Genomic DNA, 15,281 nt, shown 5'->3' with positions numbered 1-15,281 from the left:
AAAGGGCTCTCAATTTCTTCCTGCCTCTCTTTGTAATCAAGTAAATTCAGGGGGCACGAGAAGATATTGCAGAATCTGCCCAACAAGGGGTAAAAGAAGAAGAAGTTTTTTACGCATATAATCCTTACTTTTATGAAGGAACAAAAACGTATGCCTAGGTAATTTACGAGGAGATGAATGGTGCGCCCGATACATTAATTATTCCTGTTGGTAATGGTACGCTTCTAATGGCAGTCCCAGCAGTGACTACATATACTCCTCCTTATAGAAAATAAAATGGCATTTAAACTTTTCGCTAATAGAATTTCCCCTCGCGCTTTTTTTGATTATTCTTTTTTTAAAAAACGTTTCTACAAAGAGTTTCGAATGCTACGATTGGCTGGTCAGATGAAGACTAAAATGATGTCTATAAATTTATTTTAAATTTCTTTTTTTGTGATCTAAATCTATCTTAGTTTCGTTAGCTTAGTGAAATCATAAGAAAAGGGAGAGTGCTTTAAAATGAATTGGAAAAAAACATTAGCTATTGTACCATTGAGCGCCGCTATAATGGTTCCGTCTTTTGGAGGGTATGCAAGCGCTCAAAATCATGAAGGAAATTCACAGCCTACAGTTAGCACGGATGCGGTGGATCTCAGAGCTACTTTAGGTACATTGTTATCTGAACATGGAAATTTAGCTATTATTACCATGCGTAAGGGTATTGAAGGAGCGGAAGACTTGGAAGCAGCAAAAGCGCAACTTGATCAGAATACCCAAGATTTGTCTGATGCAATTGCATCAGTTTACGGTGAAGAAGCCGGGGAAGCGTACTATGATATGTGGGATGCCCATGTTGGCTACTTCGTTCAATACGTAATGGGAACTGCTGAGGAAAATGATGAAAAAAAACAGGAAGCGCTTGATGAATTATCACAATATCGAAAAGACTTTTCGGCATTTCTTGAAAAAGCAACAGGAGGCCGAGTTGAAGCTGAAGCCTTAGCGTCTGGCCTACAAGAACATGTCAATCAATTAATTGGCACGTTTGATGCTTTTGATGCTGGAAATTATGAAGAAGCGTTTAGCACACAAGCTAAAGCAAGAGATCACTTATATATGACAGCAAAGGGACTTTCCAGTGCGATTACCGCACAATTCCCAGAAAAATTCGATAATCAGATGGCAGTCACACCTGCAGCTGACCTTCGTTTGACATTAAATAATCTTCTTTCTGGACATGTCGCATTTGCTATTACTGCTATGCAAAACGGCATTGAAGGCGAAGAAGCTGCTGAAATTTTCAAAGCAAATGCTGCTCAGTTAGCTACAAATACAGACAAGCTTTCAGGAGCTATAGAATCTGTTTACGGTGCAGAAGCTGGTGAAAAATTTAACACAATGTGGACAAATCATATTGGTTACTTCGTCGACTATGTAAAAGCAACTGCTGCTGAAGATGAAGAAGCCAAGCAAGTTGCCCTTGATGAATTGACCCAGTATCGTGCCGATTTCTCAACCTTTATGGAAACAGCAACGAATGGTGAAATTTCTGCAGATGCTGTATCGGAAGAACTGCAAGATCATGTCAACCAATTGATCGGTTCATTTGATGCCTATGCATCTGGAGACTATAAAGAAGCGTATAACTTATTTGATGAAGCATACGGTTATTCTGGTGATATTTCTAAATCACTATCGAGTGCTATTGTAACCCAGTTCCCTGATAAATTTGCACCCGACATGCCATCCGATATGCCTAAAACTGGTATGGGTGGAACGGATAAGGATTTTGCAGACTACATTGGTTACATTATGGCATCCCTTGTTGTTTTGGTAGCAGGCGGATTATATATTGTGCGACGGAAAAATGAGACAGCTTCCGAGTAATTGAAAAAAACATGACAAAATGGGAGGGGCTTTCCCCTCTTCTTTTTATATCAATTAGCAAAGGGGGAAAAGATCATGAGACGCTTGATGATAATTGCAGTACTCTTTGTTCTTTCTGTGATGGTAGGTTGCGGTCAGTCTCCTCAGGCATCACCCGAATTCAAAGACGAACCAGCAAACTCAACACTAAATCAGAATTTAGAAAACCAACAGGGGAAAGTAAATTCTGAAGAAAAAGACAAAGATAGTGACTCCTCTTTGAATAAGAATGAGAAAGGCATTCTCCCCACTTCTATTTCCATTCCTTCGATTGACGTAGAAGCGAATGTTATTAAAGTCGGTAAACTTCCAGGCGGTCAAATGGAGTCACCGAAAACCGAAGTAGATGTGGGCTGGTATGAGAGTGGCGCAAAACCCGGTGAAAAAGGAAGTGCAGTTTTAGCAGGTCACGTTGACAGCACTGAGGGCCCAGCTGTTTTTTTTAATCTGGAAAATATGAATAAAGATGACCTTTTTTATATAACCGATGAGAAAGGAAAAAGATTAACGTTTAAAGTATATGAAAAAAAGAGTTACCCGAAGGATCGTGCACCTCTCAGCAAAGTCTTTGGGTATACAGCTGCAAAAACGGTAAAACTGATTACTTGTACTGGGGAATTCTTGGATGACATTGGTACACATGAGAATCGCTTGGTTGTGTCTGGTTTACTTGTCGAGCAATAAAAACCAAACGTCCCCTTTGCCTTACCCCTGTCAAGTAGAAACTATAAAAAAACTACGCTGCCAACGCGTGTCGATATTCAATCGGCGCGCGTTGCTTTAATTTCTTTTGAAAACGCCTGTAATTATAATGATAAATGCAATCCTCAATTGCTTGTTTGATGTCTTTTTCTGATTTACACTGTTTTATATACAACTTCTCTGTCTTGAGATGAGAAAAGAAGGATTCAATGCAAGCATTATCCAGGCAGTTTCCTTTGCGAGAGTGGCTGCCCTTAATGCTGTATTCCTCCAATCGTGTGTTGTATTCCTTAGACGTATACTGAAAGTGATTAACCCCTTATAAGGGTCAAGAATCTTCTTTCTTGTTTGTAAGGATTCTACCCATACGGCAGTGGAGGGCCGAACAAAGGTGGATAAGTGGGAAATGTATATGGAAATTCAACAGTTAATCAAACAGGGATTTAGTAAGTCTAAAGTGGCAATCAAGCTAGGAGTATCAAGATCGACTGTCTATCGACACCTTAAGAAATCTCCTTCAGAATGTTTGTGGAAATTTTCCCCCTATGTTTTTTTCCACAAGAAAATACCAGTGGAAGGTAAGTTCCAACTGGTATTTTCAAAATTAAGGGGGTGGATATAATAAGCTAACGCACATATTGCATTGTTGGATCACAATGGTTGCATTTTTAAATTCAGTGCACATACAAATGAATGGGATCACAAGCCCTAGGTTTATTAGATTGAGCGTATTTTATTTTTTAGTAATTGGTGAATCAATAGCTAATCCTTCAGTTAAATTATGATACATAAATCTAATGATAAAGAAAGTTCCTAAGTCAAACAGCACCAATTGCAAGACCCTCACACAGGTTGTGTGAACCAATCCCTAACCATAGATGGTATCGCTAAACCTTTATAAAGGAATCATTCTTACAATAATTTTAATATTAGGCGCTGGTGTGAGTTGAACAACTTTAACTTCACCAGCAAACGTTAAACCTTTTGAAGGTATGGCAGTTTCGCTCTCAACATCACCAGAGAAAATTCCATTTTCCGGTGAGTGTCTTTTTCCTTTGCTGGAAATTTAAAGAAGTAGTGATATGCTCCAGAGCACGTCCTAAACTGAATAAGAATAATAACAAAACACCTTCTGCCCATTCTCCCAAAATGGCAGCGCCAAATGCGGCTAAAAGCATCAAGAAATCAATTTCACCCCCCCCTTCCCTTCAGACACGATAGCTTCTTTGGCAGTGAAATATCCTCCAAAAAATTTTGCACCTATTTAAAGAGCCAAACTCATTGCATACTATTTATAAAGCTTAGTAAGAACCCAATGTCAAGTAGAACTCCTGAAATAATAGAGAAGACTTTTGATCTTGCAAAAGCAATAAACCTTCAAGTTTCATTAAAAATGCATGCGCTATTAAACCAAGTCTAATAAACTATTAAACTCTAAGTATATTTATATTTTTTATTGGTTAACCTTTTAGAGAGGAGTTGAGAACTATGAAAACACCATTTCTTTTATTAACCATATGTAGTGTATTTTTAATTTTAGTTTTTATAAAAGAAGCCAAAGCCTTTTTTGATGAAAATGAAATAGTACAAATAACAGAGATTGCTCAACAACAAAATATAGAAATAAATAAGTGGTCTATGTATATAAAAGAGCCAATCAAAGAATATAACACTAAAAATGATATAAAAAAAATAATAATGGAAATCAAAAAATCAGAAACTGGATACAAATGGGTAATGCACCAATTTAAGGAAGACCATTTCAAAATTATTGGTGAAAGAATATCATCGAATGAGGATATTAATGAAAAAATCATCATAATATACTTCCCTTTAAAAGATAAATACAATTTAAGTATTACTTACGATATAAAAGGTAGCAACTGGGATGAAAAAAAATGGAGTGAAATCTCAAATTTATACAAATCAAAGATAGAAGACTTTACAGCGTTTTACACAGTTGAAGGTACTACGAGCATAAATGAACCTATAGAGGTAGAAGCAGCAAACTTATTAAAAAGTTTCTCTGGAGAAACAATACAAACTTTAGAAGAAGAAAATTTTGTATCGTTGTCTGCCTATACTAGGCGTTGGGATACAAAACTCCCACTTGGCAATAATCAGTTTATGAATTTAAATATTGCATACAGAAATTCAAATCCTTCTAATGGAAGTATAAAAGTAACAATAGGAAGTCCAATCATAACTTCTGAATATTAACTAAATAAAAATATTAAGGAGAATCTAATTCGCTTATAATAAAAAAATATAAAAATTAGGAATAGCATTTGTATTAAGCAAAAAGAAAGAGAATAAGTACACTTTCACTCATTCTCTTTCTTTTGGATCCATCTTTTCAATTGTTGGTTCCTTAAACCCGTACCAGGAATATTCAACACCGTATATGCCACCTTCGTGCACAAGATTCCAAGCCGTCTTGTCCTTCATTAACAGTTTTTTTTCTTCCCCTTTTCCTTCGGGCTGAACAAACACATAGAATTTATTATCGACACTTTCCTTTTTTATGACTTCACCTCGTTCAATACTTTCTTCATATATATATGAGTATCTACCGATTGCTAAAACACAAATAAGAACCAGGCTACTTACTAATACGATATTAAACAGTTTCTTTTTACCCATAGTCCCTCCAGTAAGTTATTTGCAGTTTATTTATCATAAACTGGATTCCAATCACTAGACCTTCATTTATGTTCTTTCGATTTTTCTAGAATTACTCTAAAAGAGGAGCCATCGACTATATGACGAAATAAAGACTAAAATTCCTCACCAACCCTATCATTAAAAATTTGTATACCTTAACTTATGCTCAGGAAAGTACATAAACTAGAGTCTACAAAACATTAATCAGATTAAGTCAATAATCAAAGAATGTTTTGAATAGGTAATGAAACATTTTAATAGTAATTATTGCGACTATATAATACTTCTTCACTTTACAATCTCCCTAAAATAGTTTATAAGATGCAAGCATGAATCTTATAATCTCACAAATAGTGAAGTAGAGATTATGAAGAGATGAAGTAAAATAAAGGGATGCTCGGAGGCACCCCTTTATTGCAAGTTAATTACCACTTATCAAAAATCATCTTCAATCGATGAAGAGAACATATTTAAAATACTGGTTCGTTGAGTTTCCCCGCCGCATATTTCACCACCAGGAGCATTCCTTTAATCGTCTTTAATGCATACCGTTAATCACCCAAACAGTACCAATAACAATAACTAATGCAATAAAAGCAGCAGAAAGCATTTTGCCAACTTGCCAGATACCATTCTCACCTTCAGTAACATGCATAAACATAAATAATTGAATACCAGCTTGAATAAATGCTAGTCCAAACACAAGAATAATTACCGTATTTAACGCTAAATCTGTATAAAGTCCTAACCAAACTGCCAAAAATGTTAAAGCAATAGACATAACGAAACCAATTACATGTGACCACGGAAAGTGTTTATGATCTACTGATTTATTTGCCATTATTCCACCAACCCTAATAAGTAAACACCTGTAAAAACAAAAATCCATACAAAGTCTAAAAAGTGCCAGTATAAACTGGAAATGAAAACTTTTTTAGCAGTATCAGGTGTTAAACCTCTTTTCAATACTTGAATAATAATTAGTGTCATCCATCCTATACCAAGTGTTACGTGAAGTCCGTGTGTCCCCGTCAAAACAAAGAAGGATGACCAAAATGCATTTGTTCCCAGATTGGCTCCTTCATTCACTAAGTGAATAAATTCATTGACCTCCATGTATAAAAAACCTAAGCCAAATAATAAAGTGATGATCAACCACACAATCATTGACTTAACATTATTTCTTCTCATTTCATGAATCGCCAATCCACAAGTAAAACTACTTGTTAACAATAGGAGGGTCATAGTCATTGTGCCATTTATATCAAAAACTTCACTAGGGAGCGGACCCCCTCCTGTACTATCGACAAGAGCAAAGTATGCTGCAAATATTGTTGCGAACAATGCCATTTCTGCGCCCAAGAAAATCCAGAATCCAAATATATTCAATCTACCTATTTCAGACTGATATTCCAGGGGCGTGTCAGGACTTGCATCATTGTTTACATGAGCCATTACTCACGCCTCCTCATGGAACGACTGTTCCGTTTTTTTTATTTCTTCTACGCTTACATGGAACCCTTCATCTTCTTTATGAGAGCGAAGTGAGCGAATTACCATACATGCGATTATACCTAAGCCACCCAGTATCGCCATCCACCAAAGGTCAAACACTAATCCAAAGCCTGCAACGAACATTAGTGCCGACATTATAAAAGGGGTACCAGCGTTATTTGGCATATGAATTTCTTTATATTCAACCTTTTCTTTTTTACCGGTTTCTTGTTTATTGAACCAAAAAGTATCAAGGCTTTTAACCTCAGGAATAACCGCGAAGTTATAATGTGGGGGTATCGCAGTTGTAGTTGCCCATTCTAACGTACGACCGTCCCACGAATCTCCAGTTGTTTCTCTTTTAGCGTAACGGAAGCTGTAGTATATGTTATATACAATAAACACAAAACCAATACCCATCCCTAGAGCACCGATGGAAGATATAACGTTTAATAAAGTCCAACCATCTTCTGGAACGTAGGTATAGACCCGTCTAGGCATACCTGAAAAGCCTAATAAGAACTGCGGCAAGAAGCAGACATTAAAACCAATGGCAAAAAACCAGAAAGCCCATTTCCCGAGTCGCTCGTTTAATTTATGACCAAACATTTTCGGATACCAGTATACAAGACCTGAGAAGCAAGCAAACACTACCCCTGCAATTAACGTATAATGGAAATGAGCAACTAGAAAGTACGAGTTATGATATTGGAAGTCGGCTGCGGCCATACCAAGCATAACACCTGTTACTCCTCCAATTACAAATGTTGGGATGAATGCTACTGCCCAAAGCATTGCTGTGGTATATTGAATTCTACTCTTGTAAAGAGTACCAAGCCAGTTAAAGATTTTTATCCCTGTTGGAATGGCAATTGCCATCGTTGTAATTGAAAATATGTTATTAATGGCTGCACTTCCTCCCATTGTAAAGAAATGGTGCACCCAAACAAGAAAACTTAAGAGTGAAATGCCTACTAGTGAAATGATCATAGATTTATAGCCAAACAGTGTTTTTCTTGCAAACGTTGAAATAACTTCAGAGAATATACCGAACGCGGGTAAAACGACGATATAGACCTCAGGATGGCCCCACATCCAGAACAAGTTTGACCAAAGCATAGTATTACCGCCACCCGTCAACGTAAAGAAGTGCGTTCCAAATGATCGGTCAAAGGTCATTAACGCTAGAGTGACAGTAAGAATTGGAAACGCGAATACAATTATAAACGCAGTGACAAGGGTCGTCCAGGTGAACATTGGCATTCGCAGTAATGTCATACCTGGAGCACGCATTTTTATAATTGTTACAATTAGATTAATACCCGTTAAAAGAGTACCAATACCTGAGATCTGTAAACCAAGCAAATAATAGTTTATGCCTGGTCCAGGGCTCCCTTCAATAGCTAAAGGCGCATAGTTTGTCCAACCTGCATCTGGTGAACCTCCAAATACAAACGATATGTTAAATAAAATCGCTCCAAACATAAATGACCAAAAACTTAATGAGTTTAAATATGGAAATGCAACATCCCTTGCTCCAATTTGTAATGGAACAACCACATTCATTAATCCTATTAAGAACGGCATTGCCATGAATATAATCATGATTGTACCGTGTGTGGTGAAAATTTCATTATATTTATCTGAGGTCAAGAATGCATTATTGGGCACTGTTAATTGTGCTCTCATTAGTAAAGCATCCACGCCGCCTCGAAAAAGCATTACCAATGCGGCAAGTATATACATGATCCCTATTTTTTTATGATCAACAGTAGTGATCCATTCAGACCACAGCCATTTCCATTTTTTAAAGTAAGTAAGAACAAAAACAATTCCTATTACCGTTAATAGAATAGAAATGTTGGCTCCAAGAATCAATGGATCATCAAGGATTAAATTATCTTTTATAAAATCAATCATTTAGTCTTCCTCCCTTCTTAATGGTTAGAGTGACTTTCATTAGAATCATTCCCATCAACTTTTCCATCTTCATTTCCTTCTGATTTTTCTCTTATCCCGTATTTTTCACGGATCTTCATTGCATATGCGGGATTTTGCCCATGATCTACGATATTTAAGTGCGTTGACGAAAAAGTCATTTTTTCAACGGTTTCAGGCAACATTAATTTCTCATATGTGCCTTTAGTTAATTTCGGTTCATTTTCTTGTGTTTCTTCCACCCAATTTCGATAGTCTTCTTCTTCTAAAGCAACAAAATCAAACTCCTGATGTGCCATACCTTCCCCGGTAAAGTTGGAGTTTCTTCCTTCATATACTCCTGGCTCATCCGCTTGTAAAAATAAATCATTAACCATTCCTGGCATACCGTAAATCTGACCACCGATTTGTGGAACCCAAAAAGAAGCCATAGAATCAGCAGCAGTTACTTTAAACAGAATGGGGTAATCTTCTGGAACATTTACGTAATTTACTGTTTCAATATTTTCCTCTGGATAACTAAAAATCCACTTCCAATCAACAGCAGTAGCCTGGATGACAATTGGCTCTTTATCAGCAGTTGATTCCGGTTGTCCTTTCAGTTCATAGAGTGCTATTGCATTTGGAACTGCTAAAACAACTACGATTATTACAGGAATAATCGTCCAGATAATTTCTAACTTCACACTACCATGCATATCAGGTTTGTAATCTTTATCATTAAATTCCTTGCGATCACGGTATTTTACAAGAATAAATGTAAAAACGACGAAAACAACGGCAACGATACCCAACATAAAGTAAATTGAAAGCATAATAAGATCACGTTGTGTTGCAGCAACTGGTCCTTTAGGATCTAATACAATAAGATCACTACATCCACTTAATACAAGTAAAGATAATCCCGCAACTATGGGCATGAATGGTTTAATTTTTTTGAACATCTTTGTTCACCTTCCTTTCTTAACATAGCAATCTGTAATTAAGTTAATACTAAAAATGAGCTAAATAACTCCTTACCATATAGTATCAAAATCTATAAAAAACAAAACATTATTAATATAGAATCCATCACTAATTTAAATATTTTCGAAATATAGACTAATTTCCATCACAATTTTGTAACAAAACTGGACATTTTTTATTATCCTGGAAAATCAAGTGAAGCTTTTTGAGTATTGGAAACATAGTAATTGGGTTTTTATGACATCATTTTCAGGAAACACGCTTTACTTAAAATCAGAAATGGATGTGATTATTTCATTTGTGTAATTAAAAAACATATTACTGAGCAGCCAGTATCATCATAATTGCAAATATGCCGAACTGGGCTATTTTAGCTTATTCACAAATTTCAACAAAGATTTGAGAAGTTCTCATAATTTATTCCCATCTACTAAACTTTAAAAAAATCAGAATGGTATTATTTTTGATTAATGCTCTTTTCTGTGAAAATAAATAATTGGTTTAATTATTTTTTAAACTATTATCCTGTAGCTAAACCATCTTAGAAATTGGAAAGCAAGGCTATAGCCTAATGACCAATCGTTTGTTTCTGCTTCGGGATACGGCCCGCGGTTTTGATATATGGATTCCCTTTGTTTCCACCTTATTTACAAATCTATTGGCGGTGTCGGAAAGGTTATACAGTTTCTGTTCGTCAGTTCGGGATTTTGCCTTCGGCTTCTTTAGATTCACTTTTGCGAGAACCCTTGCCATTGTATACAGTTTCTACTGCCAAGCCTGACTTTCACCAGCAAGTTATAACCTATACAAGGCGCACATAAAAAAGAATCAAGAGGATCCCCCCTCTTGATTCTTTTATAAAGATATCTAACTCACCTCACCAAATTTTCGCTGTCTACACCCAACCCATTCCTCTAGCCACTTGTGTTATGCCATAGGTCACTCCGAGTGCAATCACTGTCGGAATGATGAAAGCTATAAAAGTCCATTTGTGACTTTTCGTTTCTTTATAGATATTTATGAGCGTTGTGCCACATGGATAGTGAAGCAGAGAGAACAACATCATGTTCAATGCCGTTAACCAGGTCCAACCATGATCAAGGAAAATGTTCTTTAAGTCACTTAAATTATCAATTTCGAGCATTGATCCTGTTGATAAATATCCCATTAAGAGAATTGGCAGGACAACTTCATTGGCAGGCAATCCTAGAATAAAGGCTAGTAGAATATAGCCATCCAACCCAAGTTGCTGCGCGAATGGATCAAGGAAATTCACTCCATGAACAAAAATACTCGTATCTCCGATATAAATATTCGCAAACACCCATGTTAAAATTCCAGCCGGTGCTGCAATTTTTACCGCTCTCACAAGAACGGCATATGATTTATTTAGAGAAGAGCGAATGACCGTGTCGAGAAATTTTGGACGACGGTAAGGTGGTAATTCTAAAGTATAGTGAGTAGGAACACCTTTTAGCATCGTTTTTGAAAGAACCCATGAAACGACGAAAGTAGTGAATACCCCAAAGATTACGATACCAACAATGACACCTGAAGATACCAGTGTTTTAAGTCCTCCTGTAAATCCAGAAGCCATAAATAAGGATGCTAAGACAATTAGTGTTCCCCAGCGGCCATTACAAGGTACGAAGTTATTCGTCAGAATCGCCAGCATCCGTTCGCGAGGTGATTCAATAATCCTTGTCGATAGTACAGCAGCAGCATTACACCCAAAGCCCATTGCCATTGTGAGCGACTGCTTCCCGTGAGCGCCAACTTTCTTAAATAAGCGATCCATATTAAAGGCAACCCGCGGTAAATATCCGTAGCTTTCAAGCAACGCGAATGTTGGAAAAAAGATCGCCATAGGAGGCAACATCACACTGATAACCCACGTCGTTCCGCGATATAATCCGAAGACAAGCACGCCTTTTAGCCATTCAGGTGAGTTCAATGCAGTAAATGCCATCAGTACGTAATCCTCTAACCAGGTAAAGAAGCTTGCAAGCATCGAAGAAGGTATGTTAGCTCCTGCAATTGTCAGGTAGAAAACAAGACCTAGCATGGCAAGCATAATCGGAAAACCCCAGATCGGAGAAGTAAAAATGTCGTCTAATCGTTCCGTTCTCTTGTCTTGTTTGCTTTTTGTGAATCGTACTGTTTTATTGCATATATGCTGACTCGTTTGATATAAACTTTGCACGACTTCATCTCTTAATGAAGAAGTCGATAGTTCACTTGCCTGATCTAGAAGTGCTCTAAATGACTTCCCTTGGTTTTCACCACTGATTTCCACTGTGGTTCCTCCTCTTCCTGCATTCATTTCTGTATTTCATCAAGCAATGATGTATCTCCATCAAGAAGTCGAAGAGTAATCCACCGAGTAGGAAAGCGATCACCGACTAACTTTTTTACGTTTGGTTCAAGCAGCTTGATTTTATCTTCTATTTCGTTGTTGTACTTAATTGCAAGCGGTGATGTGCTAATTTCGCCACTAATCATCCGATCAATTGTATCAAGAAGGGCAGTGAATCCGGTTCTATTTCGAGCAGAAATTTTGAGAACAGGAACTCCGAGCTCCCTCATTAGCCGCTGTTCATCGATTTCAATTCCTCGCTTTTTCGCTTCATCGATTAAATTCACACACACAATGACGTTCGAAGTCATCTCTATAACTTGCAGGGCAAGATTTAAATTTCGTTCCAATGATGTGGCATCAAGGATAACAAGGCTAACATGTGGCTTTTCAAAGACAATATAGTTACGCGCGACTTCCTCATCGGTTGATTTTGAGTAAAGTGAATAAGTTCCAGGTAAATCAATGAGGAGGTAGTCGCTTTTCTTATAGTTCACTCTCCCCTGAGCCATGCCAACAGTTTTGCCCGCCCAGTTACCAGTGTGTTGCTTTAAGCCTGTTAACGCATTGAACAATGTACTTTTACCTGTATTCGGATTGCCAGCAAGTGCAATTCGATACGTTTTATCTAGCGTCATTCTCTACCAACTCCCCGCTAATTTTCATACTTTCTTCTTTACGCAATGCGATTGTTGTATGGCTTACACGGAAAGCAATGGGATCTCCAAGAGGACTCTTCTTCACTACATCGACAACAGCTCCTGGAACAAATCCTAAATCGAGTAGCCTCCTTCTCATCACTCCTTCTACGGAAACACCCGTAATGCGTATACTGTCTCCCTTTTTTCCTTCGTATAAGTTCATTATTTGTCCTCCATCTACTTTTTTAACCCAAGACTATTATTTTTCCCTAAGGAAACTTTATATCTTCATCGTATGAAATACCGCGGTGGAATGTCAATACTTTTCTTTGAGACAAGCCCCAAGACTCGATACAGTGAAACTTCAACAAAAGGTATTTTTGCTTTATCTTCCTACGTTGGTTAGTTTAAACATCTGATTTTCAGAGGTGCTTGATTTACTGAGCCTTAAGGGTAGGCTATATTAGTCCTTCGAATGAATGCAGGTAGCAGGTAGTGATTAGATATAAAGGAAAAACGGTGCCTGACCCAAGTGTGCTAACACGTTATAACGCCAGGGAAACAGGCACCGTTTTTATTCTATTAGTGCATGCCGAATAAACAAAAATTTCAATCCGCGCGTGTTTAGACTTTTCTTCTAAACAAGGGATTTGAAAGCTGTCCATCAAGCGATTCATAATGAAACCGAGGTGATTCTTATGATAAATACAATGCTAGATATTCCTGATCTTTAACCTTTCATGTTGAATAAGCAACGGGAATAAGACAATTGATCGATTAAGTGGGTTTGATCGAATGAATCGATTGATTATCTAACAGAGAAGATGTACTGCCAAGGGAACTAAGGTGTGCTGAAAGCATCGGACCTATGACTTAATCGTATTCATTTCGATACCAAATTCTCCAGGGACTAACCTGATGAGGGATCCATAAAGAACCAGTGTCTATTCAGACGAATTTTTGAAACTTCACATTCGATGAAAGGTGAAGTAAGAGAAGAACTACATCAAAGAAAACGAAAACAGCGAGGACGACCCTAAAAAAAGGAGAAACTCCACAGTCACTCGTGACGTGCTGCAAAGATAAAACTGACAATGAAAGCTCCATCAGAAAAGAAGTTCGCATCCCTACGTCAAAAGGATTACACGTTCAACTTGATAACCAATGAAATGAGAAAAGACGTTCTATCGAACATTGAACTGATGTTAAGAGTCATAATATATAGCATTTTGGAGTACCTGCTTAGAAAAGCAATTGGTCAAGAAATGAGGTTATTATAACTGTTTAAAACGAAAAAGCTTTCGACCGACCAGCGAACCTGTGTTGGAGATTCTAGATATGGTCCAGATCCTTCGCTTGACTCAAAAGGGGAAAAATGAAGGGGAATGGTTCAAAAAAAACGACTGCAAATTAAACCGTATTCTAACACTTTTTGATATGAAAGAACATTTTTTACACAACTACAAACAGAGAACTTAATAGAAAAAGAAACGAACACTAGGTTAGGAGATTAATGTTTGAAAACTGTCGACAGTAGACTAGGTCAGCCTAGACTACTGTCGACCTATTGAGCATTATCTTTCAAGAACGGAGTTAAATTTATTAAATACCAAAAGACTGTATCATCTAGCGCGAAATCTGGAAGTGTCAAGGGCATAAATTCGTAAGGCGATCGGTCAGCAGCCTCGAAACATTCGTTTGGATCTTTAATTGTGAAATCAATATTTCAACAAATTGGACTGATGACACTAAATTCCGAAATATAAAGGTCTCTTCCTATCCCACAAGCTGTTCCGTCAGCAAATAAAGGTGGATCAATCCAAAAATCATCAAGTGGACGATCGAAGTATTAGCAATTCAACAAAATCGTTCAAGGAAAGGCAAGTGCCAACGTCGAACTTATCACAAAACTAGCTGTAAGTGTGGTAGACGGATACAACAGGTTAGTGAGGTTCATTGTGATTCATTAAAGCGGACTCTTCATTTGGCTACTATCCAGAAGGCATCTTGGCAAATCAAGTTTATACAGACTAATAAATGCTAAAAGGAAACATATGGTAATAACGATCTAACTCTTTTAAAGAGGGATAATAGAACTGTCTCAAATTGATGTTATTTCCATATATTTCCATAACCGATAGTGTTTGATTCCTACGCCTGAAATATTTTTAGATGATTTTCTTATTTTGGCAATCTGCACAGACACCTTGTATTTTCATACTAACATTTAAAGAAGTAAAGCCAGCAATTACATTGGTAAATTGAGTGTTAATATCAGTTCCTTCTTCATTTAAATCAAAAGCTAACCCACATTTAATGCAGATTAATTCACAACTATAAACAGGCAAAGTTAATATTTCATATTTTGGGTATTTATTATTATGTTTTAACTTTTTAATAACTTTAAGTTTATATAACATTTCTAAATTATTTTCTATCGTGGTTTTGTTTATACTTGGGAAATCGGGTTTTATATTTCGGAATAGTTCATCTGCACTAGTCGGTGCCTCTATACTTAAAAAGTACTTTAAAATCGCTGTTCGTTGCGGTGTTATTTTTACCTTGTTCTTTTTTAACTTTTCTGCATAAAATAATAGCTCAACATCATTCAT

At 36.9% G+C, this 15,281-nt stretch carries 13 protein-coding genes and 3 pseudogenes; 5 read left to right on the top strand and 11 right to left on the bottom strand.

Features of this window, described 5'->3' with window-relative positions:
* Positions 1–44: 44 nt before the first annotated feature.
* From IQ283_RS24110 to IQ283_RS07995, 3 genes and pseudogenes are all read left to right on the top strand, one after another.
* A pseudogene (locus IQ283_RS24110) lies at positions 45–230 on the top strand (threonine synthase); the annotation flags it as partial.
* A gap of 271 nt (positions 231–501) precedes the next feature.
* Complete coding sequence (locus tag IQ283_RS08000; RefSeq protein ID WP_194219672.1) at positions 502–1,869, top strand: copper amine oxidase; 1,368 nt, start codon at positions 502–504, stop codon at positions 1,867–1,869.
* Positions 1,870–1,944: 75 nt separating this feature from the next.
* Complete coding sequence (locus IQ283_RS07995; protein ID WP_194219671.1) at positions 1,945–2,592, top strand: class F sortase; 648 nt, start codon at positions 1,945–1,947, stop codon at positions 2,590–2,592.
* 52 nt (positions 2,593–2,644) lie between these two features.
* On the opposite strand, the pseudogene IQ283_RS07990 reads toward IQ283_RS07995, so the two are convergent.
* Positions 2,645–2,917: pseudogene (locus tag IQ283_RS07990) on the bottom strand (transposase); the annotation flags it as partial.
* Positions 2,918–3,016: 99 nt separating this feature from the next.
* Between IQ283_RS07990 and IQ283_RS24105 the strand changes: the two are divergent.
* Positions 3,017–3,232, top strand: a complete 216-nt coding sequence (locus tag IQ283_RS24105; RefSeq protein ID WP_322098202.1) for a helix-turn-helix domain-containing protein — start codon at positions 3,017–3,019, stop codon at positions 3,230–3,232.
* Between the two features lie 460 nt (positions 3,233–3,692).
* Here the strand turns inward: IQ283_RS24105 and IQ283_RS24100 are convergent.
* A pseudogene (locus IQ283_RS24100) lies at positions 3,693–3,960 on the bottom strand (heavy metal translocating P-type ATPase); the annotation flags it as partial.
* 138 nt (positions 3,961–4,098) lie between these two features.
* Between IQ283_RS24100 and IQ283_RS07975 the strand changes: the two are divergent.
* Positions 4,099–4,830 (top strand): YwmB family TATA-box binding protein, encoded by a 732-nt coding sequence (locus tag IQ283_RS07975; RefSeq protein ID WP_194219669.1) that lies wholly within the window; start codon positions 4,099–4,101, stop codon positions 4,828–4,830.
* A 108-nt stretch (positions 4,831–4,938) separates the two neighbouring features.
* Here IQ283_RS07975 and IQ283_RS07970 read toward each other — a convergent pair whose 3' ends face one another.
* The 9 genes from IQ283_RS07970 to IQ283_RS07930 all read right to left on the bottom strand — a co-directional run.
* On the bottom strand, positions 4,939–5,253 hold the full coding sequence (locus tag IQ283_RS07970) for a hypothetical protein (RefSeq protein ID WP_194219668.1): 315 nt from the start codon (positions 5,251–5,253) through the stop codon (positions 4,939–4,941).
* Between the two features lie 559 nt (positions 5,254–5,812).
* Complete coding sequence (qoxD, locus tag IQ283_RS07965) at positions 5,813–6,115, bottom strand: cytochrome aa3 quinol oxidase subunit IV (RefSeq protein ID WP_194219667.1); 303 nt, start codon at positions 6,113–6,115, stop codon at positions 5,813–5,815.
* Entirely contained in the window at positions 6,115–6,729 is a 615-nt protein-coding gene (gene qoxC, locus IQ283_RS07960) for a cytochrome aa3 quinol oxidase subunit III (protein ID WP_194219666.1), read from the bottom strand. The genes qoxD and qoxC overlap by 1 nt, the downstream gene beginning before the upstream one ends.
* Before the next feature lie 3 nt (positions 6,730–6,732).
* Positions 6,733–8,688: a cytochrome aa3 quinol oxidase subunit I gene (qoxB, locus tag IQ283_RS07955; protein ID WP_194219665.1), complete on the bottom strand. Its 1,956-nt coding sequence runs from the start codon at positions 8,686–8,688 to the stop codon at positions 6,733–6,735.
* Between the two features lie 17 nt (positions 8,689–8,705).
* Complete coding sequence (qoxA, locus tag IQ283_RS07950; protein ID WP_194219664.1) at positions 8,706–9,650, bottom strand: cytochrome aa3 quinol oxidase subunit II; 945 nt, start codon at positions 9,648–9,650, stop codon at positions 8,706–8,708.
* A gap of 917 nt (positions 9,651–10,567) precedes the next feature.
* Positions 10,568–11,968: a nucleoside recognition domain-containing protein gene (locus tag IQ283_RS07945; RefSeq protein ID WP_242057292.1), complete on the bottom strand. Its 1,401-nt coding sequence runs from the start codon at positions 11,966–11,968 to the stop codon at positions 10,568–10,570.
* A gap of 23 nt (positions 11,969–11,991) precedes the next feature.
* Entirely contained in the window at positions 11,992–12,666 is a 675-nt protein-coding gene (locus tag IQ283_RS07940) for a FeoB small GTPase domain-containing protein (RefSeq protein WP_194219662.1), read from the bottom strand.
* Entirely contained in the window at positions 12,653–12,892 is a 240-nt protein-coding gene (locus IQ283_RS07935; RefSeq protein WP_194219661.1) for a FeoA family protein, read from the bottom strand. The genes IQ283_RS07940 and IQ283_RS07935 overlap by 14 nt, the downstream gene beginning before the upstream one ends.
* A gap of 1,945 nt (positions 12,893–14,837) precedes the next feature.
* A partial coding sequence (locus IQ283_RS07930; RefSeq protein ID WP_194219660.1) for a Fur family transcriptional regulator occupies positions 14,838–15,281 on the bottom strand: 444 nt, incomplete at its 5' end.

Origin of the sequence: Pseudalkalibacillus hwajinpoensis (assembly GCF_015234585.1) — a bacterium.
In the GTDB taxonomy this organism is placed as follows: domain Bacteria; phylum Bacillota; class Bacilli; order Bacillales; family Guptibacillaceae; genus Guptibacillus; species Guptibacillus hwajinpoensis_B.
The sequence above is the reverse complement of the archived record's forward strand: the minus strand, read 5'-3'. Positions and strand labels throughout refer to the sequence as shown.